Source organism: Telluria sp. LT1R51-2 (assembly GCF_059685775.1).
Map to the genome: position 1 here is coordinate 111,763 of NZ_JCASIM010000002.1, position 24,813 is coordinate 136,575.

At 66.0% G+C, this 24,813-nt stretch carries 20 protein-coding genes; 8 read left to right on the forward strand and 12 right to left on the reverse strand.

Translation table 11 applies throughout. The annotated features are described in order from the left end of the window. Positions 1-71: 71 nt before the first annotated feature. Together AC56LH_RS18700 and AC56LH_RS18705 are read left to right on the forward strand one after the other, a co-directional pair. A complete protein-coding gene (locus tag AC56LH_RS18700; RefSeq protein ID WP_499648717.1) occupies positions 72-1,889 on the forward strand; it encodes an autotransporter assembly complex protein TamA in 1,818 nt (605 codons plus the stop codon). Beyond that, positions 1,889-6,340, forward strand: coding sequence for a translocation/assembly module TamB domain-containing protein (locus AC56LH_RS18705; RefSeq protein WP_499648719.1), 4,452 nt, complete (start codon positions 1,889-1,891; stop codon positions 6,338-6,340). Before AC56LH_RS18700 ends, AC56LH_RS18705 begins: the two co-directional genes overlap by 1 nt. Positions 6,341-6,451: 111 nt before the next feature. On the opposite strand, the gene AC56LH_RS18710 is transcribed toward AC56LH_RS18705, so the two are convergent. Beyond that, positions 6,452-7,540: a S41 family peptidase gene (locus tag AC56LH_RS18710; protein ID WP_499648721.1), complete on the reverse strand. Its 1,089-nt coding sequence runs from the start codon at positions 7,538-7,540 to the stop codon at positions 6,452-6,454. A 155-nt stretch (positions 7,541-7,695) separates the two neighbouring features. Continuing rightward, positions 7,696-8,211, reverse strand: a complete 516-nt coding sequence (locus AC56LH_RS18715) for a DUF6622 family protein (RefSeq protein WP_499648723.1) — start codon at positions 8,209-8,211, stop codon at positions 7,696-7,698. Positions 8,212-8,356: 145 nt separating this feature from the next. Here AC56LH_RS18715 and AC56LH_RS18720 point away from each other — a divergent pair, with 145 nt between their 5' ends. Together AC56LH_RS18720 and AC56LH_RS18725 are read left to right on the forward strand one after the other, a co-directional pair. Continuing rightward, positions 8,357-8,677, forward strand: coding sequence for a hypothetical protein (locus tag AC56LH_RS18720; RefSeq protein ID WP_183553958.1), 321 nt, complete (start codon positions 8,357-8,359; stop codon positions 8,675-8,677). A 6-nt stretch (positions 8,678-8,683) separates the two neighbouring features. Then, positions 8,684-9,577, forward strand: a complete 894-nt coding sequence (locus AC56LH_RS18725) for a LysR family transcriptional regulator (protein WP_499648725.1) — start codon at positions 8,684-8,686, stop codon at positions 9,575-9,577. Here the strand turns inward: AC56LH_RS18725 and AC56LH_RS18730 are convergent. Together AC56LH_RS18730 and AC56LH_RS18735 are read right to left on the reverse strand one after the other, a co-directional pair. Then, positions 9,565-10,767 (reverse strand): MFS transporter, encoded by a 1,203-nt coding sequence (locus tag AC56LH_RS18730; RefSeq protein ID WP_499648727.1) that lies wholly within the window; start codon positions 10,765-10,767, stop codon positions 9,565-9,567. The genes AC56LH_RS18725 and AC56LH_RS18730 overlap by 13 nt on opposite strands. A gap of 92 nt (positions 10,768-10,859) precedes the next feature. Continuing rightward, the gene (locus AC56LH_RS18735; protein WP_183553964.1) at positions 10,860-11,909 is read right to left on the reverse strand and encodes an NAD(P)-dependent alcohol dehydrogenase; all 1,050 of its coding nucleotides are present in this window, start codon (positions 11,907-11,909) and stop codon (positions 10,860-10,862) included. Between the two features lie 315 nt (positions 11,910-12,224). Here AC56LH_RS18735 and AC56LH_RS18740 point away from each other — a divergent pair, with 315 nt between their 5' ends. Continuing rightward, a complete protein-coding gene (locus AC56LH_RS18740) occupies positions 12,225-13,838 on the forward strand; it encodes a GGDEF domain-containing protein (protein WP_499648729.1) in 1,614 nt (537 codons plus the stop codon). On the opposite strand, the gene AC56LH_RS18745 is transcribed toward AC56LH_RS18740, so the two are convergent. Next, the gene (locus AC56LH_RS18745) at positions 13,812-14,513 is read right to left on the reverse strand and encodes a YjjG family noncanonical pyrimidine nucleotidase (protein ID WP_499648731.1); all 702 of its coding nucleotides are present in this window, start codon (positions 14,511-14,513) and stop codon (positions 13,812-13,814) included. The two genes, AC56LH_RS18740 and AC56LH_RS18745, sit on opposite strands and share 27 nt — an antisense overlap. Positions 14,514-14,568: 55 nt before the next feature. Beyond that, complete coding sequence (locus AC56LH_RS18750) at positions 14,569-14,754, reverse strand: hypothetical protein (RefSeq protein WP_499560709.1); 186 nt, start codon at positions 14,752-14,754, stop codon at positions 14,569-14,571. Positions 14,755-14,872: 118 nt separating this feature from the next. Here AC56LH_RS18750 and AC56LH_RS18755 point away from each other — a divergent pair, with 118 nt between their 5' ends. Continuing rightward, positions 14,873-15,391 (forward strand): CcdC protein domain-containing protein, encoded by a 519-nt coding sequence (locus AC56LH_RS18755; RefSeq protein ID WP_499648733.1) that lies wholly within the window; start codon positions 14,873-14,875, stop codon positions 15,389-15,391. 33 nt (positions 15,392-15,424) lie between these two features. Here AC56LH_RS18755 and AC56LH_RS18760 read toward each other — a convergent pair whose 3' ends face one another. The 6 genes from AC56LH_RS18760 to AC56LH_RS18785 all read right to left on the reverse strand — a co-directional run bounded on the left by AC56LH_RS18760 (position 15,425) and on the right by AC56LH_RS18785 (position 23,266). Then, positions 15,425-18,247, reverse strand: a complete 2,823-nt coding sequence (locus AC56LH_RS18760; protein ID WP_499648735.1) for an ATP-binding protein — start codon at positions 18,245-18,247, stop codon at positions 15,425-15,427. An 8-nt stretch (positions 18,248-18,255) separates the two neighbouring features. Continuing rightward, positions 18,256-18,981, reverse strand: a complete 726-nt coding sequence (locus AC56LH_RS18765; RefSeq protein ID WP_183553974.1) for a hypothetical protein — start codon at positions 18,979-18,981, stop codon at positions 18,256-18,258. Next, the gene (locus AC56LH_RS18770; RefSeq protein WP_258837296.1) at positions 18,978-20,357 is read right to left on the reverse strand and encodes a hypothetical protein; all 1,380 of its coding nucleotides are present in this window, start codon (positions 20,355-20,357) and stop codon (positions 18,978-18,980) included. The genes AC56LH_RS18765 and AC56LH_RS18770 overlap by 4 nt, the downstream gene beginning before the upstream one ends. Positions 20,358-20,526: 169 nt before the next feature. Then, positions 20,527-21,273 carry a DUF3108 domain-containing protein gene (locus AC56LH_RS18775; RefSeq protein WP_499648737.1) on the reverse strand — a complete coding sequence of 249 codons (747 nt, stop codon included), beginning with the start codon at positions 21,271-21,273 and terminating at the stop codon, positions 20,527-20,529. A gap of 7 nt (positions 21,274-21,280) precedes the next feature. Further along, complete coding sequence (locus tag AC56LH_RS18780) at positions 21,281-22,408, reverse strand: DUF3108 domain-containing protein (protein WP_499648739.1); 1,128 nt, start codon at positions 22,406-22,408, stop codon at positions 21,281-21,283. Between the two features lie 45 nt (positions 22,409-22,453). Next, complete coding sequence (locus AC56LH_RS18785; RefSeq protein ID WP_499648741.1) at positions 22,454-23,266, reverse strand: IclR family transcriptional regulator domain-containing protein; 813 nt, start codon at positions 23,264-23,266, stop codon at positions 22,454-22,456. A 175-nt stretch (positions 23,267-23,441) separates the two neighbouring features. Between AC56LH_RS18785 and AC56LH_RS18790 the strand changes: the two genes are divergently transcribed. Continuing rightward, on the forward strand, positions 23,442-24,119 hold the full coding sequence (locus tag AC56LH_RS18790; RefSeq protein WP_499648743.1) for a 3-oxoacid CoA-transferase subunit A: 678 nt from the start codon (positions 23,442-23,444) through the stop codon (positions 24,117-24,119). Beyond that, positions 24,107-24,790, forward strand: a complete 684-nt coding sequence (locus tag AC56LH_RS18795; RefSeq protein WP_499648745.1) for a 3-oxoacid CoA-transferase subunit B — start codon at positions 24,107-24,109, stop codon at positions 24,788-24,790. Before AC56LH_RS18790 ends, AC56LH_RS18795 begins: the two co-directional genes overlap by 13 nt. The last annotated feature ends 23 nt before the right edge of the window (positions 24,791-24,813 follow it).

Consider the following 24,813-nt stretch of genomic DNA (forward strand, 5'->3'; position numbering starts at 1 on the left):
GGAGCGTCACGTTGTCACGATCGAATCCCCACCCGCGCAAGGGTCCCCGCCAGCGCACACTTCCTCCGCTGTTGCAACGCTCCCTGCTGGGTGTCGGCGCATTCGTGTTTGCCACCACTGTCTATGCGCAAAGTACGACGGGCGTCGATTACACGGTGCGCATCGATGCGCCGCGCGCGCTCGAGACACTGCTTGAAGAGAACCTCGACCTGATGCGCTGGCGCGGCAATTCGCGCGTCGACATCGACCAGCTGCAGCGTCTGGTCAAAGAAGCGCCGGCGCAAGCCACCAGCCTGATCGCCACCGAAGGTTATTATTCACCGAAAATCTCGGTTGGCCTGGATACCAGCGGTGCCCGTCCGGTCGCGCGCGTGATCGTCGATCCGGGCCAGCCGGTGCTGGTCGGCGACGTCGACCTGGTGTTGCAGGGCTTCGCAGCCTTTGAAGAAGGCGGCGCCCCGTTCGACGCCGGCGCCCTGCGCAACCGCTGGACGCTGCCGGTGGGCAGCCAGTTCCGCCAGTCCGACTGGGAAGGCGCCAAAAAAGGCCTCGTGCGCGACATCGCACAAAGCCGCTTTCCCCGTGCGCGCCTGGTCGAGACCAGTGCGACCGTCGACCCGGATTCGCGCCGCGCGCTGCTGCGCGTGGTGATCGATTCGGGCCCCGAGATGCGCTTCGGGAACCTGCGCATCCGTGGCCTGAAGCGTTACCCGGCCGAAGTCATCACCAACCTCAACAAGATCAACCCGGGCGACCAGTACAGCGAGGCCGCGCTGCAGGCGCTGCAAGCGCGCGTGCAGGAGACCGGCTACTTCGCCAGCGTCGAAGTGAGCGCCGACATGCGCGCCGTGCTGAACGCCGAAATCGCCGACATCAAGGAAGACGCCGACAGCGACGCCAATCCGGCCACGCCCGAACCGGCGACCGGCCCGACCACGCTGCCGGTGATCGTCAACGTTACCGAAAACAAGCAGAAGAACGTCGAGGCCGGCGTGGGCTTTTCGACCGACACGGGCGGCCGCGCGCAGCTGAGCTACGACGACCTGAACGTGTTCGGCAAGCGCTTCAAGAGCGACCTGATCTACGAACAGAAGCGCCAGACCGCCAAGGGCGAACTGTTCTGGCCAACCACGGCCAAGGGCTACAACGACAGCATCAGCGCCGGCGTCACACGCGAAGACCTGCGCGGCGAACTGACTACGCTGGCCAGCGTCGCCGCGCGCCGTGCCTGGGGCTCGCCGCTGCTGGAACAAAGCGTCACGCTCGAAGCGCTGACCGAAGAACGCGAAGTGCAAGGCCTGGAGCCCACCCGCGCCAAGAGCCTGCCGCTGACCTACAGCGTCACGCGCCGCAAGCTCGACAGCCTGATCCTGCCGACCAACGGCTATGTGGTCAACGCACAGTTCGGCGGCGCCGTGCTGCCGATCCTGACGGACGAAAAATTCCTGCGCATGTACCTGCGCGGCATCTACTACAAGCCGCTGGGCACGGCCGGCACGCTGATCCTGCGCGGCGAAACCGGCGCCGTGGCCTCGAAAGAGAAGCTGGGCGTGCCGAGCACTTTCCTGTTCCGCGCCGGTGGCGATCAGTCGGTGCGCGGCTACGGCTATCAGGAACTGGGCGTGCAGGAAAACGGCGCGACCGTGGGCGGGCGCTACCTGGCCACCGCCAGCGCCGAGTACCAGTACTGGTTCAAGCCGCCCTGGGGCGTGGCCGTCTTCTATGACGTCGGCAATGCCGCCGACAAGTTCGGCGACCTCAATCCCAAGTCGGGCTACGGCGTGGGCGCGCGCTGGCGCAGCCCGGTCGGTCCGATCAATGTCGACCTGGCCTACGGCCACGCGGTGCGCAAGGCGCGCCTGCACTTCTCACTCGGATTCACGTTCTGATGGATACACCTGAAAACACCCCGGCGCCGACGCCTGATCAATCCCAGACCAACCAACGCCGCTGGCCACGCCGCGTCGCAATCGGCCTCGTTGCTACCGGCGTCATCGTCGGCGGCACGCTCTGGTACCTGGGCCGCGAAACCACCCTGCAGATGATTGCCCAGCGCGTTGCCAGCGCCACAGGCGGCAAGCTCACGCTGACGGGCGTGAGCGGCACCTTGTACGGCAAGATGCACATCGAACGCCTGATCTGGCGCACTGACGAGCAGGTCATCACCGCCAACAAGATCGACATCGACTGGTCACCGGGCCAGGTACTGTCGGGCGGTATCCTGATCGACCAGCTGTGGGCCGCCAGCGTGCGCATGCAGACACTGAAGGAAACCGACGAGCCGTCCGTGCTCCCAACCAGCCTGGCCCCGCCGTTCCGCATCGAAGTCGACGACGCTCGCCTCGCCAATATGACGATGGTGAACATCGGCGGCGCTGAAACGCGCATTGACAATATCCGCGTGCGCGCCAAGGGCGACAAGCGCAGCTGGGTCGTGCAGAACGCGACGGCTGCCACGCCATGGGGCCAGGTCGCCGCCAATGCCACCGTCGGCGCGGCGCGGCCCTTCAAGATCGACGCAGCGGGCAGCCTGACGCAATCGCAGGCCAGCGCCGGCGCGCGCGCCGCACAATTGAAGATCAAGGTCGGCGGCGACATTCAAAACGCCACGCAGATCGATGCCACCGGCAGCGCCGGGCGCGCCATCGGTGACGCCCACTTCACGCTCGCGCCGTACGCCGAGATCCCGCTGCGCGCACTGCGCATCAATGGCCGCAACGTCGATCCGGGCTTCTTCAACCCTGCCCTGCCAACGGCCGATCTCACCTTCGCGGTGGCCGGCAAGCTGGACGAACAACGCAATATCAGCGGCAGCGTCGATATCACGAATACGGGGCCGGAAGGCACGATCGACCAGCAACGCCTGCCGCTGCGCGCGGCGCGCGGCCAGCTGGGCGGCAACCTGTCAGCACTGAACGTCTCGAACGTGCTGCTGGACTTCGGCGCGGCCGGCACATTCACCGGCACCGGCGGCGTGCAGCGCACCAAGGACGAAGAAGGCATCGGCACCGCGCGCTTTGCGCTGCACACCGACCGCTTCAACCTGCGCGAAGTGCATTCGGCCATGAAGCCGACGGCGATCAAGGGCGATATCGCGGTCACCAACGAAGCGACGCGCCAGACGCTCGAGGCGAACCTGATCGACGCCGGCCTGCGCCTCACGGCGCTGGCCACACTGGAAAACAATGTGGCCACGCTGCGTGAAGCGACGCTGCGCGCCGGACGCGGCAGCGTCACGGCCAGCGGCACCATGAACCTTGAAGGCGACCAGGCCTTCAAGGCCACGGCCAATGCAAGCCGCTTCGACCCGTCCGAATTCGGCGACCTGCCGGCAGCCGACATCAACGCCACGGTCAATGCCGCCGGCGTTCTCACGCCCGCATGGAAGGTCGACGCCGACTTCGCCGTGCGCCAGAGCCGCCTGATGAACCAGCCGCTCAGCGGCAAAGGCAAACTCACGGCCGACGCCAAGCGCTTTGCCGGCATCGACGCCAACCTGGCGCTGGGCCAGAACACGGTCGACCTGAAAGGCGCGTTCGGCGGCGCGGGCGACCGCCTGCAGTGGCGCCTGGACGGCCGCCAGCTCGCCGCCGTGCGCGCCGACCTGTATGGCGCGGTCGTTGCCAATGGCGTCGTTACCGGCACCATGGCGGCGCCGCGCACGACGTTCGACGTCAACGCGCGCAACCTGGGCTGGGTCGACGCCCAGCGCAAGAACAACAGCGGCATCGTACGTGCCCAGGGCGAAGCCTGGCTGGGCGGGCCAGAAGACGCGCGCGTGGTCGAAGTCAAAGCCACCGGCGCGACCGAACGCTTCAATCCGGCTGCCTTCGGTTCGCCGCTCGCCGGCAATATCAACTCGACCTTTACCGGCAGTGGCCGCGCCGGCGCCGACTGGCGCGGCGCGCTCGACCTCAAGGTGGTGGATTCGACGCTGGCCAATTCGCCGTTCTGGGGCCATGCGCGCCTGGCGGCCGACCGCCGTCACGTGTCCGACGCCAACGTCGATCTGCACGTCGGGCCGAACGTCATCGCTGCTACCGGCAGCTTCGGCGCCGCGCGTGATGCGCTCAACTGGCGTATCGATGCGCCGCAGCTGGCCGCGTTCGGTCCCGAATACGGCGGCGTGCTGCGCGGCTCGGGCGTCCTGTCCGGCACCGCCGACACGCCATCGCTCACGGCAACCATCGCGGGCCAGAACCTGCGCGCCATGGGCACGCACACGGTGCGCTCGCTCAAAGCCAGCGCCAACCTCGGTTCCGGCCGCGGCGCCAGCGACCCGTTGGTGACCGATGTCGAGGTGCTCGACTACGTCAACGGCGACACCCGCGTGGCATCCGTACGCCTGAAAACCGACGGCACCCGCGGCGCACACACGCTGCGCCTGTCGGCGCTGGGCGATGCGTTCGATGCCAATGCCGAACTGCGTGGCGCCTTCTCGAAGGACACCTGGAGCGGCACGCTGGCTGTGCTGCAGAACCGTGGCCGCTATGCGATGAACCTGCAAAAGCCGGTGCCGTTGACCGTCAGCGGCGCACCAGGCGGCGGTCTTGCCGGCCTGGCCAGCCCGGAGCGCATCGCCTTCAACGGCGCCGTGATCGCCCTGCCGAACGGCAGCATCACGGTCGACGCGCTGACCAAGGACGGCCCGCGCTGGGCCAGCCGCGGCCATGCCGACAATGTGCCGCTAACGTACCTGGCCCAATTCTCGCCAGCGCTGGCCGACAATGCGCGTGGCGACCTGACGCTGGGCGCGGCCTGGTCGGTCGACATGCGCGCGCCGCAGGCGCAAGGCGCCGCGCCTTCGCTGGCCGGCAATGTGCGCGTATTCCGCGAAAAAGGCGACGCCATCGTCGGTGGCGACACGCCCGTCCCGCTTGGCCTGCGCCAGCTCGAAGCACGCGCCGAAGTGGTGGGCAGCAGCCTGCGCGTGAACCTGGACCTGGACGGCGCCCGCACCGGCGTGGCCAAGATCGACGCCAACGCGCAGATGATCAACGGCCGCCTGGAGAGCGCCAGCCCGCTGCGCATGACAGCCAATGCCAACATCCCGTCGATCGCCTGGCTCGCAGCACTGGCCGGCCAGCCGGGCCTCGAACTGGACGGCGCGCTGCGCGTGGCGATGACGGGTGGCGGCACCATCGGCAAGCCGAGCCTGAACGGCAATCTCGATGGCGACAAGCTGGGCGTGCGCTGGGCCGAACAAGGCGTGAACCTGCGCAACGGCGAACTGCGCGCACTGCTTGGTGGCGACCAGCTGCGCATCGAGAAGCTGTCGTTCCAGGGCCGTCAGGGCGGCGCCGCCGCCAGCGGCTACGTGCGCTTTGCCGACGGCGCGCCGACGATGGATATTCGCCTGAACATGGACAGGCTCGAAGCCCTGTCGCGCCCGGATCGTACCGTGATCCTGAGCGGCCAGGCATCGCTGGTGCGTGACGCCAGCCGCTTCGCACTGGAAGGCAAATTCCGCGCCGACCGCGCCCTGATCGAATTCGCGCCGCAAGGCACGCCGACGATCTCGGACGACGTCATCGTGCTGGGCCGCGCCACCACCAAGCCAACACCGAAGACGGGCGAGAAGGAAGTGCCGCTGACGGTGGACCTGGCGGCCGACCTGGGCGACGACTTCCACATCCGCGCGATGGGTATCGACGCCTACCTGGCCGGCACCGCCCGTGTGCGCATGACGGGCAGCGGCCAGCCGCGCATCAACGGCACCATCCGCGCGCTGAACGGCACCTACGCCGCGTATGGCCAGAACCTGTCGATCGAACGCGCCGTGATGACCTTCAGCGGCCCGTACGACAACCCGTCGCTCGACATCCTCGCGGTGCGCAAGCGCCCCGAAGGCGAGCAGCTGTCCGAGACCAACGTCGAGGCCGGCGTGCAGGTGCGCGGCACGGCGCAATCGCCAACGGCGCGTCTGGTATCGACGCCGAACGTGTCCGACAGCGACAAGCTGTCGTGGCTCGTGCTGGGCCAGGGCATGGAAGCGGCCAGCGGCGACCAGAAAGGCGTGCTGACAGCCGCTGCCAGCGCCCTGCTGGGCGGCAGCGGCGGCACCGGCGGCATCCAGTCGAAGATCGCCAACTCGCTTGGCGTAGATGAACTGGGCCTGAAACAAGGCGCTAACGGCGGCAGCGGTTCGGGACTGGAAAGCACAGTGGTCACGGTGGGCAAGCGCATCTCGCAGCGCGCTTACCTGAGCTTCGAGCAAGGCACCAGCACCGCATCGAGCCTGGTGCGCCTGCGCTACAAGCTCACGCCACGGATCTCGCTGCAGTTCCAGACCGGCACCAACAGCGCGCTCGATATCCTGTATTCGTGGGCGTTTGATTAAGGCTGACAGCCTGTCACCCGCTTCGAGAAGTGAAAAAGCCAGCTCTTTCGAGCTGGCTTTTCTTTTTCTGTTTCGTCAAAAGCAAATCATTCAGCACCTGGGGAATCAATGCTACTTCCTGAGCGTGTAGACCGGCTTCTCCACTTCCCCGCGCTCCACCATCGCGAGAAGGCCCTCCAGCTTGACGCGCTGGTCGCTGTCCTTCGCGGATGATACGAGTTTGCGAAGGATGTCGACATGCGCTGTCTGCAGTGCCTGCGCTGCGGGCACGGCAATGTGAGGTTTTACGCCGACGTGCTCCCAGTTGGTTTTGGTGACGACATTGGTGGCGCGGGATGTGGGGATCGACACCACGATCCCGTGTCCCACGCTGAACCAGCTCACGGGATTGGAGCCGCCCCCGGTCGTTTCGCCAACGAGCGTCCCGCGTTTCTGCGCCTGGAAGCCATAGGCGCAATCCTCGCCGCCGGAAAACGTGCGGGCCGAGGTCAACACATATACCGGCTTGTCGTAGCGCTGTGTAACCGTGGGCACGAGCCAAACCTGTCGCGTGGTGTCGCTGGGACGATGATAGAAGTCGATCAGGTGACGCCTGTCGCCAAGCGGGAAGAAATGGCTCATCAGGTAGGCGACGCTATCCGGACTCCCGCCGCCATTCAGGCGCAGGTCAAGGATCAGCGCATCCGTCCCCGCCAATAGCGACATCGCGGCCGTGTACGCCGGACCGGTAAACTCCGTTCTCCCGAATGCGCGCAGGTCGATGTAGCCGACGTTGCCGGGAAGACGTTCTATCTTCTCGATGCCATAACCCTGTCGCTCGGTCCATTCGCGCGCTTGGTCCATCTCCGCGCTAGTGGGCACATCGGCGGCGCCGTTGGACTCACGAAAACTCGCATTGACCGAGGCGCCAAAATGTTTGTCGCCGCTTATTTCACGCAGGTCCTTCGCCAGCATCGCACTGAAGCCCTGAACGCTGGTAATGGACGCGTAACCTCCTTCTGCATTTTTCCGGGCGATTGCCTTGCCGACCCGTTTGGCCACAGCAGGCTCGATGTAATTCGCATTCAGTTTCGCATCCAGAGTCTGCAAGATCTCGGTGCGATCCGATACGTTCAACTTGCTGTCTTCCGCCGCGAAAGCGGAAAATGACAACAACGTACTCAATACCGCGCCGGCTACCAACTTCCTTTTGGATGACATATCTGCTTCAGGTTGGGCTACTTGTTATTAATAGAGCGCAATCAGATGTCGTCATCTGTGCGCCCAATCCTGGACTCATGTTTCAATACTAACATTGACATCCAAGTGCCTAACTATTTGTGCGTGGCCTGGATTCTGCGATCGTCTGCTACTGCTCACAATGGACTCGGGCTCGATGTCAACTGGTTACCTCCGAGCGCGCCCGCCATGCGCGCCAGGCGGCCCAGCAGCAAGCCGTTGAACACGCCGAACACCAGGCAAATCGTCGCGGCCACCGCCAGCTGGTGCGCCAGCTGCGGCTGGATCACCAGCACGATCGATGTAATGTACTTGGTCAGAAAGATGGCCAGCATCAGGATCAATGGCATCACGCTGCCACGCACCAGCACAGAGTCCGGCGCCGTACCGGCTGCGATGCGCGTGCGGCCGAACCGCCAGGCCAGCAGCATCGCCGCCGCACAACCGATGACCCAGGCGGCGACCAGAACCATTCCCATGTCGAACTTGAGCGCCATATCGTTCAGCGACAATCCCAGCATCACCAGCGGCAGGATCAGCATCCGGCGCAGCGTCAGTTCGCGATCCCGCATCTCGGCGACGCCGCGCCAGAGCAGGAACGCGAGGATGGCCCAGACATACAGGGGCGTGTGGGTCAGGATCTGGATCAGCATGGCAAACTCCGTGGCAGGTAGAAGGTGCATGCATTGTGCGGACGCGCGGGGCGTCGCGGCATCCCGTGCGACGAAGTGGCGTCGGGCTGGCGCCAACTGCCTGCCGCGCGGCGCGAACTTTTCGCTGGCCGGGTAGAATCTGGCCATGGCAAGCAAACATCCCATCTTTCCCGGCCCACGCACCGCACGCGGCGCGGTACTCGCCGTCCTGTTGTCGAACGCCGACCAGGCCGGCAGCGAACCGCTGCGCGGACGCGTGACGCTGGCCGCGATCGTGCGCGCGCTGAAGCGCAAGTACCACTGGCCGATCGAGACCACCAGCTTCCCGTCCAACGATATCGACGGGCGCGCCACCTGGGCCACCGTCTACAGCCTGCCGCAGGGCGTCATCGATACGGCGCTGGCTGGCAAGGGCAGTGACTGGTTGCGCAGCACCCGCAGCGGCGGCGAGGCCGATCAAGCCTGATCCCGCATGGCCCGCGACAACATCAACGATATCCTCGTCTTTATCGCCGTCGCGCGCGAGCGCAGCTTCACGCGCGCTGCCGCCAAGCTGGGCATGAGCCAATCGGCCCTCAGCCACATCGTGCGCGGGCTGGAGGAACGCCTGGGCGTGCGCCTGCTCACGCGCACGACGCGCAGCGTCTCACCCACCGAAGCGGGCGAGCGCCTGCTGCAGAACGTGGGCCCGCGGCTGGAAGAAATCGATGCGGAAATCACGGCCATCAGCGACCTGGGTGACAAGCCGTCCGGCACCGTGCGCATCACGGCCATTGACCACGTGATCGACACGGTGCTCTGGCCGCGCATCGCACCGCTGCTACCGCAATACCCTGACCTGCACATCGAAATCAGCTCGGACTACCGCCTGGTGGACATCGCGGCCGAGCGCTTCGACATCGGCGTGCGCCATGGCGACCAGGTGGAGAAGGACATGATCGCCGTGCGCCTGACGGCCGACGTGCCGATGCGGATCGTGGGCGCGCCTGCCTACTTCGCGCGCCAGCCGGCGCCGGCCTCGCTGCAGGATCTCATGACGCACAACTGCATCAACCTGCGCCTGGCCAGCAGCGGCGGGCTGTATGCGTGGGAATTGCTGCATGATGGCCAGCCGATCGAGGCGCGCGTGCGCGGCCAGGCGGTGTTCACCAACGTCCATCACATGCTCGCTGCGGCGCTCGACGGCGTGGGCGTGACCTTCCTGCCCGAGAGCCTGGTCGCGCCACACCTGCAGGCCGGGCGCCTGGTCAGCGTGATGGAAGACTGGTGTCCCAGCTTTCCCGGCCTGCACGCCTATTACCCGAGCCGGCGTCATTCATCGCGCGCACTGGGCCTCGTGATCGACGCGCTGCGCTATGCTGGTTGAACCACGCGGCTGGCGCGCGCCGCCAGCAGCGCCAGCAAGCTGGCCGCGACCAGCACGGCGGCGCTGAAGCCGAACGTGGCGCCATGGCCGCTGGCGTCGAACAGCAGACCGCCGCCAGTGGCGCCGAGCATGATGGCCAGCTGCACGACCGCCACCATCAGGCCGCCGCCGGCTTCGGCATCGCGCGGCAGCGTGCGCGCCAGCCAGGTCCACCAGCCCACCGGCGCCGCCGTCGCCACCAGTCCCCAGATCGCCAGCAGCACCGTCGTTGCCGCCACCGAGTGGCCGACAACGAGCAGCGCCGCCGCGATCGCCGCCATGATGAGCGGGATCGCGATCAGGACGGGATACATGCGCTGCTTGAGCACGGACCCGATCAGCGTGGTGCCAATGAACCCGGCCACACCCAGGACCAGCAGCATCAGCGACAGCGTCGATACATCGACGCGGGTGACGGTTTTGAGGAACGGCCGCAGATACGTGAACAGCGCAAACTGCCCCATGAAGAACAGGCTCGCCGCCGCCATGCCCAGGCAGACCGCGGGGCGCTTGAGCAACGCGACCATGCTGACCGGTGCCTGCCGGTTCTCGGGGCGCAGCGCCGGAAGGCTGAACCAGAGCCAGGCCAGCGCCAGCGTCGCCACCGGCACCAGGCAAAAGAAGGCGCCGCGCCAGCCGATCACGCCGCCCAGGTAACTGCCCGCCGGCGCGGCAATCACCGTGGCCAGCGCATTGCCGCCATTGAGGATCGCCAGCGCGCGCGGCACATCGGCCGTGGGCACCAGGCGCATCGCAGTGGCTGCCGACATCGACCAGAAGCCGCCGATGGCCACACCGATCAGCGCGCGGCCCACCATGAACAGCGGATAGTTCGGCGCAAATGCGGCCACGGTGCCGGAGGCGATCATCAGGCCGGTCAGGGCCAGCAGCAGCGTCTTGCGGTCAAGCCGCCCCACGACCGACGTCAGGCACAGACTGGTCAGGAGCGCGAACGCGCCGGAAATGGCGATCGACTGCCCGGCCTGGCCTTCGGTGATGCGCAGGTCGGCCGCCAGGGGTGTGAGCAGGCTGACCGGCATGAATTCGGATGCGACGAGGGCAAAGGCGGCGAGCGACATCGCCAGCACGGCGCCCCATGCCGCGGGCGCGGCCGGCTTGCTGTCGCAAGCGACGGAAATGGTTGGATTCATAGCAAAGACAAGAGTGGAAAACAAACGCTCCTCCTGCACCGGGGGCGCAGGAGGAGCGGAGAGATGCGGCCCGGGACGGGGCCGAAGAAAACTTACGCGGCCAGCGTGGCGCTGTCGATCACGAAGCGGTACTTGACGTCGCCCTTGAGCATGCGCTCATAGGCGCCGTTGATCTCGTCGGCGCGGATCATCTCGATGTCCGACACGATGCCGTGTTCGGCGCAGAAATCGAGCATTTCCTGGGTTTCAGGGATCCCCCCGATCATCGAACCGGCGATCGCGCGGCGCTTCATGATCAAGTTGAACACCTGTGGCGATGGGTGCGGCGAATCCGGCGCGCCAACCAGCACCATGGTGCCGTCGCGCTTGAGGATCTGCAGGAACGCGTCCAGGTCGTGCGGCGCGGCCACCGTGTTGATGATCAGGTCGAGGGTCTTGGCCTGCGCCGCCATGGCGTCGGCATCCTTCGAGATCACGACTTCATCGGCGCCCAGCGCCAGCGCATCGTCGCGCTTGGATGCCGACGTCGTGAACGCCACGACGTGTGCGCCCATGGCGTGGGCCAGCTTGATGCCCATGTGGCCCAGGCCACCGATGCCGACGATGCCGACCTTCTTGCCAGGACCGGCGTTCCAGTGGCGCAGCGGCGACCAGACGGTGATGCCGGCGCACAGCAGCGGCGCCACGGCGGCCAGCTGCTCTTGTGGGTGCGTCACGCGCAGCACGAAGCGCTCGTGCACAACGATCTGCTCGGAGTAGCCGCCCAGCGTATGGCCCGGCGCATCCGGGGTTGGCCCGTTGTAGGTGCCGACCATGTTGTCGCAATAGTTTTCGAGGCCTTCTCCGCAATCGGCGCAGGCCTTGCACGAGTCGACCATGCAGCCGACACCGACCAGGTCACCGACCTTGTGCTGCGTGACGTGGGCGCCGATGGCCGACACGCGGCCAACGATTTCGTGGCCCGGGACGCAGGGAAACTGCGAGCCGGCCCATTCGCCGCGCACGGTGTGCAGGTCGGAGTGGCAGACGCCGCAGAAGTCGATCGCGATCTGCACGTCGTGCGCGCCAGGTGCGCGGCGCGTGATGTCCATCGATTCGAGGGCTTGGTCGGGCGCGTAGGCGCCATAGGCTTTGACAGTCATGGGAATCCTTGTGGTGGTCTTGCTTGTTTACTTGATGTAGCGGGATGGCCGCAGGGTCGCAGGGTCACAGGATCGTGCAGTGGCGCGGCGGCACTGGGTGAATCTACCAGCACTCACTATAGCCTTGCTGGCGCGCGAGAGTAAGGCCGATTCGCGCATGGGGGATATGACGCTCCCTCATGAATGCACCGGCCGGCCTGGCCTGGCACGGCGGCTTGCGCCATACCATCGACTCCGGTGGCACAATATGATCGAGAGAACGTCGCATCACAAGGACGATGCGTAACCCGGTCGCATTCCATGGAGCGCAGCGCATTGACACCATCCAACGACAATCCGGCCCTCGATTTCCTGCGCTTGTCCAGCAAGCGCAGGCCCGTGGTGCGCTTCGTGGTCGCCGCGACGGTACTGGCCTGCATCCTGCTGGTGGCCTTTGCCGCGTGGTTCATCCACGCGACGCGCCAGGCGCAGATCGCGCAGACCACGGTCGCCACCAGCAATGTTGCGCGCATGGTCGGGGCCCAGGTCGAATCGGCCATGAAGACCACGAGCATGGCGCTGGCCAACGTCGCCGAGCGGGTCGAACACGATGGCACGAGCCCCGCAGCGCTGGCGCGGTTGCAGGCGCACCTGGTCGAGCTCACCCACACGACACCCGAGCTGCACGGCATCTTCGTGTATGGCGAAGATGGCGCCTGGCTGGCCACGTCGCTGGACCAGCCGGTCATGGCCAACAACGCCGACCGCGCGTATTTTCAGTATCACCGCGAGCATCCGGGCCGCGACATCCACGTGGCCCATCCGGTGCGCAGCCGCTCGAGCGGCCTCTGGGTCTTGCCGGTCTCGCGCCGCATCGACCGTGCCGACGGCAGCTTTGCCGGCGTCGTGCTGGTCACATTGAAGGTCAACTTCTTCGAACGGATCTACGACGACCTCGATGTTGGCCGCACCGGCACGGTGCTGCTGGCGCTGGACGACGGCACGGTGGTCTACCGGCGCCCGTTCGACGAGAAGATCATCGGCACCAACCTGTCGCATGGCGCCGTATTCCAGGCGATCCGCAACAAGTCGGCCGGCGCCGAGTTCCTGACCGCCACGGTCGACAAGATCGAACGGCTGTACAGCTATCGCCGGGTCGACCGCTTTGCCTTCGTGATCGCTGTCGGGCAGACCAAGGACGAGCTATTGGGCGACTGGAAGCGGTCGAGCCTTCTGATCGGCGCCGTCACGCTGCTGATCGCGGCCCTGTTCACGCTGTTCGGGCGCAAACTGGTGCGGCAGATCGCAATCCGCGACCGGCTCGACCAGACCTTGCGCGCCTATTCCGAAGACCTGCAGCGCGACAACCAGGGGCTGCATGAACTGGCGCACACCGACAAGCTCACGCAACTGGCCAACCGGCGCCGCTTCGACGACATGCTCGACCACGAATGGCGGCGCGCGCAGCGCAGCAATGCGCCGCTGGCGCTGATCCTGCTCGACATCGACTACTTCAAGAAGTACAACGACCATTACGGTCATCCGGCCGGTGACGCCTGTCTGCGCGAGGTAGGCGGCGTGCTGGTGGCCAGCCTGAATCGCACCGGCGACCTGCCCGCCCGCTACGGCGGCGAAGAATTTGCGATCATCCTGCCGGCGACCGATCTGCAGGGCGCGCTGGCGGTTGCCGAACGCATGCGCCAGGACATTCTTGGCCTCTCCATCGCACACGTGGAATCGCCTTTCGAGACCGTCACGGCCAGCCTCGGCGTGGCCTCGTTCGAGCCTGGCGGCAAGGAGTCATTGAGCACCGCCGACCTGGTTGTGCGCGCGGACATGCAGCTCTACCAGGCCAAGGCCGCGGGCCGCAACCGGGTGTCCGGCGCAGCCTTCAGCGCCACCGGCGCCGACGCCGGCGCAAATTCAGGCGAGGGCCAGGCGGCGCAATGAGGCGTCGACGGCGAGCAGGCTGTCGACTTCGCAGGTAGGAATGGCGAGTGATTCGTTGGCCAGACGGCCCGGATTGAACCAGACGCTGTCGATGCCGAAGCGGTTCGCGCCGAGGATGTCGGCGTCCAGGCGGTCGCCCACGATCACCGTATCGGGCTTGGTGAAGGTGCGCGCCATCTTGCTGGTGTATTCGAAGAAGCGGGTGTCCGGCTTGGCGAAGCCGCAGGCTTCGGACGTCGCGACGAACGACAGCGACGGGGCCAGCCCCGAGCTGGCGATGCGCCGGTGCTGGATCGCGTGCGCGCCGTTGGTGATGATGCCCACTTCGCCGATGCCGGCCAGCGTCTCGCACAGCGCTACGGCGCCATCGACCAGCACGACGGTATCGGCAAGGGATTCGCTGTACACATCGCTGGCGACGTGCGGATCGAGATCGATCCCGTTGTCGGCGAAGGTCTTGCGAAAGCGTTCGATGCGCAGGAAGTCTTTCGACACGGCGCCCTGTTCAAAGAGGCGCCACAGCGCAACGTTGGTCATCTGGTACTGCGCGAACAGGACGTCAAGGCCCTCATGCAGATCGAGGTGCGCCATCGTGCGCTGGAAGGAAGCTTGTTCAGAAGCCCGGAAATCGAGCAGGGTGTCGTCGAGGTCAAACAGAAAAAGTCGGTATTTCATTGCGTCCAACAGTAAAGCGGCAATGCTCCATGGTAGCACTGGCCGCCAACCTGCGTCAGCTGGGGTTCGGATCGGGCACCGGCTCGTCATCGTGCGGCAGATGGCCCGGCTGGTGGTGCGGATGCGGATGCGGCGCCTCGAACGGATCGGGCATCGGATCGTCGACGGGCGCCGGATCGGGCGCGCGATGGGCATGGATGGAAAACGGCGGCGCTGATGGCGCGGTATGGCCTGCTTGCATGATGAGGTCCTCCTCGATTGGCTGATTGGCCCACCTTAGCATGCGCTCCTGCGGCGCGGCGCGCGCCGGCAGTGGGCTACAATGCGGTCTTTCCGCACACCGCCTGCTGACCGTCCCCATGGAACTTTCGATCACCACCCTGGCCCTGCTCGTCCTGACCCCGCTGCTGGTCTGGCGCATCTACGCGCGCATCAAGAAGCAGATGCTGCGCCAGCGCTCGATCTATCAGCGCCATTACACGGGCATCCTGGTGTTTGGCGCGATGATCCTGGTGCCGGCAGCGCAGCTGCTGACCAGTCCCTACAACCTGGCGGCGCTGCTGGTGGGCGCCGCCGGCGGCATCGGCTACGGTGTGTGGGGCCTGAAGCTGTCACGCTTCGAGGCCACGCCCGAGGGTTACTTCTTCACGCCGAACGCCCGCCTGGGCCTGGTAATGGCAATGATCCTGGTGGCGCGCATCCTGTACATCGGCGTCGAGATCTACGCCAACCAGGGCAAGGGCCTGCCCACGCCCCAGCTGAGCGACAGCCCGCTGACCATGCTGTGCGTGGGTCTGACCAGTGGCTACTTCGCCTGCTATTCGGTCGGACTGCTGCGCTGGCGGCGGCGGGCTAAGCGCGAGAGTTTGCAAGCATAAAAAAAGGGATCCGGTACCGGATCCCTTTCTCCATCAAGCCGCCTTCGCGTCTTCCTTCCGGCGCTGCAGCACGAAGATCGGCTGCGCCCACTGCTGGTCCTTCTTCTTCTTGCTCGTGATAAGCGTCAGTTCCGACGGGTCGTAGACGTCCGTGTTGTGCGTCAGCGGGGTCGTCATCAGGTACTGGGCGTCGGTGTTCTTCAAAAACTCGCCGACCAGCTGGATGTTGCGGATATCCAGGTGGGCAAACGGTTCGTCGATGAACACGAAGCCGCCCGAGCCTTCCTCGGACTTGAGCAGGCCAATCAACAGCACCAGCGACTTCATGACCTGCTGGCCACCCGACGCTTCGCCATCGTTCATCCCGATCTGGTCCTTGCCGTCGAACTTGAAGCGCACGTGCAGGCCGGCCTGCGACAGTTGCACGTCGTCGTTCTCGAGCCGTACCGGATCGGCCTGCACGTCGATCCCGGCCAGGCCACCCAGTTCACGGATGTTCTTGGTATAGGTCTTGATCGTATAGCGCAGGCGCTCGATGTAGGCACCGCGCGCATTGCCGGTCGCTTCGATCGCGCGGTTGTTCTGGTAGCGGCGCTCTTCGGTCTCCGTCTGGCGGCTTTCGAGCTGGTCGTGCAGGCGCGCATACTGATCGACCACGGTCGGATCGAGTTCCCAGTCGTCGCGCGCCAGCGAACCTTCAAGGGACCCCAGGCGCAGATTGACCTGGTGCGCATTCTGGTGCTTGGCCACCAGGTCGCCGCGCCAGCCCGGATTCTTCCACGCGCCCGGCACGGCGCGCCAGCTGCGGCGCAATTCCAGCAGGGCTTTGGCGTGCTCGGTGCGCTGGTCGATCTGGCGGCGATGGTTCAGGCGCATGCCTGCCTCGGCTTCCGACAGCGCCATGCGCGCGTTCTGCCACACGGTGTCGGCGCGGGTGCGCGCGACGGTCGCGTTCTTGCTCAGCGTTTGCAGCTCGCCCAGGCGCGCGCCCACTTCCATCCGCTCGGCCTTGAGCGGCGCCAGTGCGCGCGCGGCTTCCTCGAATTCTTCCTGACGCGCCGACAGTTCCTTGGCCGCGTCGACGCCGGCGATGCGCGCCTTCAGGCCGCCCACTTCGGCGGCGAGTTTCGAGATCGCCAGCGTCAGCGCGTCTTCCTTCTGTTCCAGCGCCGGCAGCGATTTCTGGATCGCTTCCAGGCGTTGCGTCTTGCCGGCTGCGCCAAAGCGATAACGCGATGCTTCGACGAACAGCGAGCGGCCACCGCGGCGTTCGCGGTGGTAGGCGTCCGGCGTGATCCATTCGTCCGAGCGGCTCTTGAAGCCGTCGTCGACCGAATCGACGCGCACGATGCGTTCCAGCTGGTCGATCAGCCAGCCCGGCGCCTTGCCCGAGAAACTCACCACCGACAGCAGGCTGTCATCCTTGACGACCGGCGCCGTCACGCAGTCGGGCACGATGAAGTGGCGATAGCGTTCCTTCTCGGCCAGACGGTAGGCATTGGCCGCATCCGACGCTTTTTCGAGCAGCACGACCGAGGCGTAACCACCGAGCACACCTTCGACCGCGCCCTGCCATTTCGGGTCCGTCACTTCGACGATGTCCGACAGCATGGCGTGCGCGATGCCTTCGTCGCGCAGCGCGCGGCGCATCAGGCGCTGCGCTTCAGGCTCGGGCATCGCGCTCTTGCCCTGCAACTGGGAGATCGTCGCCAGCTCGCCCGCGATCCTGGTCGACACGGCTTCGCGCGCGCTCTTCTGACGCGCCAGCTCGGCTTCTTTTTCACCCAGCTGCTTGCCTACTTCGGCGATGTCCGCGCCGGCATCCGCCGACAGCTTTTGCAGGCGGTCGCGCTGTTCCAGCAGGCTTTCCAGCGGTTTCAGGCGCGTGTTTACCTCGGTCAGGCGTTTGGCCAGTTCGCCGCCCTCCTGCTCGAGCTGCGTTTCCTGCTTTTGCGCTTCGGTCAGCGCGCGCTGCTGGCTGGCCAGCTGGCTGCGTTTCTCGGCCAGTTGACCGTCGGCCTGCACCAAAGGCTTCTTCGCTTCACGCAGCGTGCGCGAGACCAGGAGCGCTTTCTCGCGTGCTTCGTGGTACTGCAGCGCCGGCAGCACTTCTTCGTGCAGCTCGCGCTTTTCCTTGTGCAGGTCGGACCACTGATGGTGGTTGGCCACGCGCAGGCGCAAGCCTTCGAGGTTGGTGCGCGACGCTTCCAGTTCGGCCTCGAAGCGCTTGAGCTCTGTCTCGGTGTCGCGCTGGTGGCGCTTGGCTTCGTCGTAGGCGTCCAGCACTTCCTTGTCGCCGAAGACCTGGAACACCAGGTCGAGCAACTGGCGCGGCGCGTATTCGCACAGCTTGTCGGTCTCGCCCTGCTCCAGCGCGAGCACTTTCGACATCGCCGGCGACAGGCCGGCCGATGCCAGGCGCTTGCGGTAGTTTTCCACGCCCAGCCAGTCGGTCGCTTCGGTCACTTCCTCGATCTCGACGTTCCCCGGGCGCATCAGGTACTGGCGCTTCCAGTCGCCGCCGTTCTTTTGCACCTGACAAAAGAGCGTGACTTCATCGTCGGCGAAAAAGCCCGAATGACGAAACGGCCGGTTCGACAACTGGCGGCCTACCGGCTTGTTGTCGACGACGGCGCGCAGCCAGGCGCTTTGCTGGCCCGAGTGGCGCGCATAGTGTTTGTACGTGCGGCCCATCGAGCAATCGAGCCCGAACAGCGTGCGCATCGCGTCGAGCAGCGTCGTCTTGCCCGAGCCGTTCTGGCCGGCGATCGTGATGATCTTGGCGTCGAGCGGGATGTTCTTGATCCGCTGCCAGTAATCCCAGTGGACCAGTTCGAGTGATTTAATGTGGAACATCGGCTATCTCAATTCGGGGTGTCAGGGACATCAAGGGCGCCGTCGGGCGCCAGGGCATCGTTGGCGGCGTCGGCATCGACCGGGGCCACGCGGCGCGGCGCGGCGGCCAGCGGGGCGCGCTTGAACACTTCGGACAGCGCGCCGTTGATGATGCGTTCCTTGAGCACGTCGGTGTCCATCATCAGGTCGAGCAGCGGGCCTTCCAGGATCACGTCGCCGCGGCGCTCGATGAAGCCCAGTTTCGACAGCACGCCCAGGTTCATGTCCATGCGCGTCTTCTTGCCCAGCTTGTCGCCGAAGTCCGACAGCAGCGCCGTGTACGAAATGCCGATCGACGTGTCTTCGGCGCGCGGGATCGACAGCTCCTTCTCGAACATGTCGTTCTGGTCGTCGTCGATCGTCGTATGGGTTTCCTGGCGCTCGCGCTTGGGCAGGATGATCTGCGCCCACAGCACGACGAGCAGCGCCACGCCATCGCGCGTCAGGCCGAAGTTATTGTTCTGCCAGATGTCCTTGGCCCCGAAGATCTTCGGCTCGACGTTGCGGTGCAGGGCCACGGTGACATGGTCGGCGTAGACGTTATCGAGCAGCTTCAGGCCCGATTCGAGCAGGCGCTTGTCGACTTCGGCGCGGAACTGGTCGTCCGACAGCGCGCGCTTGACCATCTTGTCGTCGCGGCGCAGGGTCTGGTGCGTCAGCAGGCGCGCGATCAGGATTTGTGCATCGTCATTCATGGGGCAGGCTGTCCATCAGGAGTGGGATCGGCATTCAGTGAAAGGGTCGCGACCGACATGGCCGCCACTTCCGGGTCATTCAGCTGGACCATTTCGTCGAGCGAGACGAACGTGAGCGGCAGGCGCGCCAGTTCGGCGGTCGCGCCCTGCAGGCTCGCTTCGGACGCGTCGCCCAGGAGCGGCAGCAGCGACGCGCGGTACGAGGCCAGCGCAAACGTGGCCGGCAGCAGCGACTCGTGCAGTTGCACCCGGCGCGGGCCGACACTCGAAAATTCCGGGAAGTTGCCCAGGTTGGCGAAGTCGGCCAGCTTGTTGATCCAGTCGTTCAGCTCAAGCTGCATGGCCGGATTGTCGTTGATCGTCAGCGGCGCATCCTGGCCGCTCGGCAGGCCTTTCGGGCCGGTCGAGATGATGCGCTCGGCCAGCAGTTCGGTCTCGGCCACGTCGATCATCTCGGCCGGGGTGCCGAACAGCGGCGTGACCGGCCGGTCGATCGCGCCGGCGGCGAGGCTCGCGAGGTCGTCGTGCGCCAGCAGCCAGCGCTTGACGTCGGTGGTCGACAGCCCCGACTGGCCCAGGTGCACGCGCTGGCGTTCGATCTGGTTCAGCGCACGCGAGAACATGCCCTGCATGTTCAGCAGTGCACTCTGGGCGCGGCCGATCGCCTGCGCCGCGCGGTGCGTGGCGGCGTCGGCCCGCTCGTCGGACGTGATGGCGCGCAGGATGACCGAGCCCTTCTCGACCCAGTCGCAGGCCATGTGCCACTTTGCCTGCGACGTGCGCAGGCGGAATTCGGAGCCGGACGCGATCGCATCGCGAAATTCCTCGGTCAGTTCGACCAGGCGGCCCAGCAGGTGTTTCAGCTGGTCGACCGTGACGCCGCCCACGGCCTGGGCGCCCGCCACCTGCGATAGCAAAAAGCCCATCTCGGCTTCGTCGCCTTCGGGCTTGCCCAGCGCCAGCAGGGTTTCCAGCGCCGACAGGACGTTGCGCGCCAGCGGCGTGATGCGGTAGACAGCCGCCGGGGCGTCCCAGGCCAGCAGGCCATGGCCGCGCAGGCGGTTGAGCACCGTTTCCAGGCTTTCGGGAACCAGATAGGCCAGCTTCTGGTTGATGTCGGCGCGCGAGAAGGCCGACGTGGACGCGTCGCCGGCCAGTTCGCGCAGGACGAGCAGACGCACCAGTACACCGTCCTGCGTGCCGTGGAACAGGGCCGTGAAGGCCGACAGCATTGGCTGGGCACGCTTGAGGTGGAAGACTTGCTCGATTTCATCCGGAGCAATGCCATCCTGAAAGTGTACCTGCAGCGGATCAAGTTCTTGCGCTGTAGTCGAGGCGTCGGCAGCGTGCGCCGCGCCGGCTTGGGGGTCGATCATTTTGTTAATAACCAGTCTCGTGCGCGGCCGAGACGGGTCTGCATTGCATTTGTTACCACAGACCCGGCCAGCTTCGCGGGGGCGTCAGTATAACAGTTAAGACTGGGCAATTCCGGAATGGCTGCCCCCAAAGGCAGCCTGTGCAACACCGCTGCGGTGCATGTCAGACTTACGACTTGGTCACGCTCTTGAGCGTCTGCTCGATGGTTTCGTTGTCGCCTTCGGTAAAGCGAATTTTGACCGGATAATACTCGTGCGCCGGCGCCAGCCAGACGTCCACGCTCTGGTCGCGGCTGCCCCTCAGCGCCGCGCGCGTGACCAGAATCGCATCGACCTCGCCCAGGCCCGTTTTGACTTTTTCGCTCCGCACGACCTTGAAGGTCCAGGTTTCGGCGCTGCTGCGCCCTGCCACGAAGAACGGCCACTCGGAGCCGGGCTTGAACTTGTCGCCGGCGGCGCGCGCCACGGCGGCCAGTTGCCAGGTGATCGACACGCGGTCCTGCTCCCCGCCTTTGAGCGGATAGGTCTTGTCGCCTTCCGAGAAGCGCATCGTCTTGTCGCCTCGGTCGAAGGTGATCGAGGTCGGTTCCTTGCGCTTGCGTTTTTCGGAAAACTCGGTCGGCGCCAGGCCGTAGGCGTCAATGATGCCTTGGCTCTGGTTGTCGAGCAGCGTGCCCAGGATCGCCACACGCGACTCGACGCGCACATCGTACTTGCCGTCGCCGGCGCGCCAGTTGACGGTGGCGTCGCCCTTCAGGGCCAGGCCCTTCTGGCGCGCCGCCAGGTCGTAGGCCAGATCGGCCGATGGCGGCAGTTCGAACGCGCGCTTGACGGCCGGATGGGCGGGCTGGGCGGACGCGCCACCCAGTGCGAAGGTCAGCGCCAGAGCTGCACCGATGTGTCGAATGTTGTTCATAGGCATATCAAGATCCTGAATGGTCCAAGACGATATTATTCACTGTTTGCGTGGTTACTGCTCCGTTCGCCTCGCTATTGCGAATCCGCACCGGATACCAGCCATGCGCAGGGGCCAGCCAGATGTCCAGGCGCGACTTGTACGAGCCCGGTTGCGGCGGGCGCGTCAGGTGCCAGGTTTGCAGTGTACCCAGTTTGGTATCGATCTCTTCCTGCCCCACCACCGTGAAGCGATAGACCACTGCGTCACGGTCTTCGCCGACAAAAATATCAATGGCGCCGGTGAGCTGCTTCGGGTCGCCGCGCGCGATGGCCGCCAGTTGCAGCGGGATGCTGGCCTTGTCCTGGGCGCCGGCAGGCAATTCATACGATGCTTGCGATGCCGAAAACGTGATGCGGCTCTTGCCCCAGTCGAAATGGGTGGCCGTCATGGCGCGGCCGCGCCGCTTTTCGGTCATCGTGATCGGTGCGAAACCGGTTGCGGCCACCGCGCCCTCGCTCTTCAACACCACCAGATTGACCCGCGCGAACACGACGCGGATACCGGCTTCGACCTGGATGCGGTAGCTGTCCGCGTTCAGTTGCCAGGCCAGCAGCGCCTCACCCGACCATTCGGTACCGTCGGCGTCGGTGCGCGCGACGTCGAGCGTGATCTTCGCGGGCGGCGGCATGTCGACGACGTAGCGGCGTGCTTCCGGTGGCGGCGTGGCCGGTGCCGGCGCAGACACCGGTGGGGCCTGCGGGGCCGGTGCGGGCGTGGCGGGTGTGGGCTCGACTGGTGCGGCCGGCGCAGCGCCAGCCCCCTGCGCGGCGGGCGCCGCGCCGGTGACCGGTGTGATGTCCCCTGGCTGGTCGGGTACCGCGATCTCCACGGGCACGGGCGGCACACGGGGCAATGGCGGCGGACTGACTTCCGGCAGCGGCAGCGGCACCGGTTCGGGTGCAGGCACCGGTGCTGCGTCCACCGGCAGCAGCTGGGTCACCAGCGTCACGGGCGCGTCACCGGATGCTGCCCGATGCGGCAGGACCGGGCTGACGCCCTGCAGCACGGTCAGGACGATCCAGTGCAGCAGCACGACCAGCGCCACGGGCAGCAGCCGGCGGCGACGGGAAAGAAGAATCGGTGCGGATGGCATGACGCTAGTGTAGCGCGGACGCCGGGATGGCCACGCGTGCCCGGATCAGGGCAACAGGATCGACAGCTCTTGCGCACCCTCGCGCAGGACAGGCAGGAAGTCTTCTTCCATCTTGCGCCGCGACACCCGCGCTGCGTGCGCCCCGATATTCAGCGCCGCCAGCACATTGCCCGACGCGCCCCGTACCGGCACCGCGATCGAGCGCAGGCCGACCTCCAGCTCTTCTTCCACCACCACGTAACCGGCATCGCGCACGTCCGCCAGGATCGCCCTGAGCCGCTCGGGATTGACCACCGTGCGCCCGGTCATGGCCTTGAGCGGCACGCGCGCCAGGTAAGCGTCCAGATCGGGCGCCGGCAGGTGCGCCAGCAGCATGCGGCCCAGCGCCGTGCAATACGCCGGCAGGCGGCTGCCGGTCGTGAGCGACACCGACATGATGCGCGACGCGGCAGAACGCCCCACATAAAGCACTTCGTCGTCCTGCAGCACAGCGAGCGAGCACGATTCGTTCAGGCTGCGGCTGACCTGGTTCAGGTACGGATGGGCCGAGACCGTGAGCGGTGTCGACGACAGGTACGAGTAACCGAGCGACAGCACCTTCGGCTTGAGCGAAAACTGGTTGCCGTCCGCACTGGCATAGCCCAGCGCGATCAGCGTGTGCAGGCAGCGCCGTACCGAGGCGCGCGGGATCGCCGTGCGGTGGCTGATCTGGGCAATCGTCAGGCTGCGGCGCTGGTCGCTGAACGCCTGCAGCACCGTCAGGCCGCGTGCCAGCGACTGCATGAAATTCGGATCGCTGGCGGCGGCGTCCGCTGTGGCTGACTCAGCGGGCTCAGCAGGCTCGTGCGAGGTGTTCATGGTGCTCCTTGGCAATGAGGTAATAAACCGTTCGGCAATCGAACACATTCCATCGGGGCGGCTTGCGCCATGGGCAGGCACGCTCCTACACTCGATTCACCTGTTCAGTAATCAAACATTAGTGCGATTATCGAACAGCGTCAACGCGCGTCATGCGCTGGAAAGGACCTGCACCTTGATCGACAAGATTTCTCCCTCACTGACAGCAGCGGTGGCCGACATCCCGGATGGCGCCACCATCCTGATCGGGGGCTTCGGCACTGCCGGCATGCCTGCCGCGCTGATCGACGCACTGATCGCCCAAGGGGCACGCGACCTCGTCATCGTCAACAACAATGCCGGCAATGGCGACACGGGCCTGGCGGCGCTGCTCAAGGCGCGCCGCGTGCGCAAGATCATCTGCTCGTTTCCGCGCCAGGCCGATTCGCACGTATTCGACGCGCTGTACCGGGCCGGCGAGATCGAACTCGAACTGACACCGCAAGGCAACCTGGCCGAGCGCATCCGCGCCGCCGGCGCCGGCATCGGCGGCTTCTTTTCGCCCACCGGTTACGGCACCGATCTGGCGGCCGGCAAGGAAACCCGCCTCATCGACGGCCGCCACTATGTGCTCGAGTCGCCGATCCACGCCGACTTCGCGCTGATCAAGGCCTTCCACGGCGACCGCTGGGGCAACCTCGTGTACCGCAAGACCGCGCGCAACTTCGGCCCGATCATGGCGATGGCGGCCCGCTGCACGATCGCTCAGGTCACGCGCGTGGTCGAACTGGGCGACCTCGATCCGGAAGCCATCGTCACGCCCGGCATTTTCGTCCAGCGTGTCGTACTGGGAGAACCCGCATGCAACGCTTGAGCCGCGACCAGATCGCCGCGCGCGTGGCGCGCGACATTCCCGAAGGCGCTTACGTGAACCTGGGGATCGGCCTGCCAACGCTGGTCGGCGTGCACCTGCCGCCGGACCGCGAGATTTTTCTGCACAGCGAAAACGGCCTGCTCGGCATGGGCCCGCCGCCCGCCCCCGGCGACGAGGACGAAGACCTGATCAACGCCGGCAAGCAGCCGGTGACGCTGCTGGCCGGGGGCAGCTACTTCCACCATGCCGATTCGTTCGCGATGATGCGCGGCGGGCACCTCGATATCTGCGTGCTCGGCGCGTTCCAGGTGTCCGTGCAGGGCGATCTGGCCAACTGGCATACCGGTGCGCCGGACGCGATTCCCGCCGTGGGCGGCGCGATGGACCTGGCCATCGGCGCCAAGCGCGTGTTCGTCATGATGGAGCACCAGACGCGCGACGGCGCCAGCAAGATCGTCGAGCGCTGCACCTACCCGCTCACGGGCCTGGCGTGCGTGAGCCGCATCTATACCGACCTGGCCGTGCTCGACGTGACGCCCGCTGGCCTGGTGGTGCGTGACATCGTCGACGGCCTGTCGTTTGCCGAACTCGAACACATCACCGGGCTGGCCTTGACGGATGCGACGCAAGCACGCGCCGACGACCTCCCTCTCATCACCCAACGCGTCTGACCACGAAGGAGAAGCCCGCCCTA

Coding starts and splice junctions, on each gene's coding strand:
- AC56LH_RS18725 (WP_499648725.1), top strand. CDS start 8,684: ATGGCCCGCGACAACATCAACGATATCCTCGTCTTTATCGCCGTCGCG.
- AC56LH_RS18745 (WP_499648731.1), bottom strand. CDS start 14,513: ATGAAATACCGACTTTTTCTGTTTGACCTCGACGACACCCTGCTCGAT.
- AC56LH_RS18750 (WP_499560709.1), bottom strand. CDS start 14,754: ATGCAAGCAGGCCATACCGCGCCATCAGCGCCGCCGTTTTCCATCCAT.
- AC56LH_RS18755 (WP_499648733.1), top strand. CDS start 14,873: ATGGAACTTTCGATCACCACCCTGGCCCTGCTCGTCCTGACCCCGCTG.
- AC56LH_RS18785 (WP_499648741.1), bottom strand. CDS start 23,266: ATGAACACCTCGCACGAGCCTGCTGAGCCCGCTGAGTCAGCCACAGCG.
- AC56LH_RS18705 (WP_499648719.1), top strand. CDS start 1,889: ATGGATACACCTGAAAACACCCCGGCGCCGACGCCTGATCAATCCCAG.
- AC56LH_RS18770 (WP_258837296.1), bottom strand. CDS start 20,357: ATGATCGACCCCCAAGCCGGCGCGGCGCACGCTGCCGACGCCTCGACT.
- AC56LH_RS18710 (WP_499648721.1), bottom strand. CDS start 7,540: ATGTCATCCAAAAGGAAGTTGGTAGCCGGCGCGGTATTGAGTACGTTG.
- AC56LH_RS18775 (WP_499648737.1), bottom strand. CDS start 21,273: ATGAACAACATTCGACACATCGGTGCAGCTCTGGCGCTGACCTTCGCA.
- AC56LH_RS18730 (WP_499648727.1), bottom strand. CDS start 10,767: ATGAATCCAACCATTTCCGTCGCTTGCGACAGCAAGCCGGCCGCGCCC.
- AC56LH_RS18765 (WP_183553974.1), bottom strand. CDS start 18,981: ATGAATGACGATGCACAAATCCTGATCGCGCGCCTGCTGACGCACCAG.
- AC56LH_RS18780 (WP_499648739.1), bottom strand. CDS start 22,408: ATGCCATCCGCACCGATTCTTCTTTCCCGTCGCCGCCGGCTGCTGCCC.
- AC56LH_RS18795 (WP_499648745.1), top strand. CDS start 24,107: ATGCAACGCTTGAGCCGCGACCAGATCGCCGCGCGCGTGGCGCGCGAC.
- AC56LH_RS18715 (WP_499648723.1), bottom strand. CDS start 8,211: ATGCTGATCCAGATCCTGACCCACACGCCCCTGTATGTCTGGGCCATC.
- AC56LH_RS18735 (WP_183553964.1), bottom strand. CDS start 11,909: ATGACTGTCAAAGCCTATGGCGCCTACGCGCCCGACCAAGCCCTCGAA.
- AC56LH_RS18760 (WP_499648735.1), bottom strand. CDS start 18,247: ATGTTCCACATTAAATCACTCGAACTGGTCCACTGGGATTACTGGCAG.
- AC56LH_RS18720 (WP_183553958.1), top strand. CDS start 8,357: ATGGCAAGCAAACATCCCATCTTTCCCGGCCCACGCACCGCACGCGGC.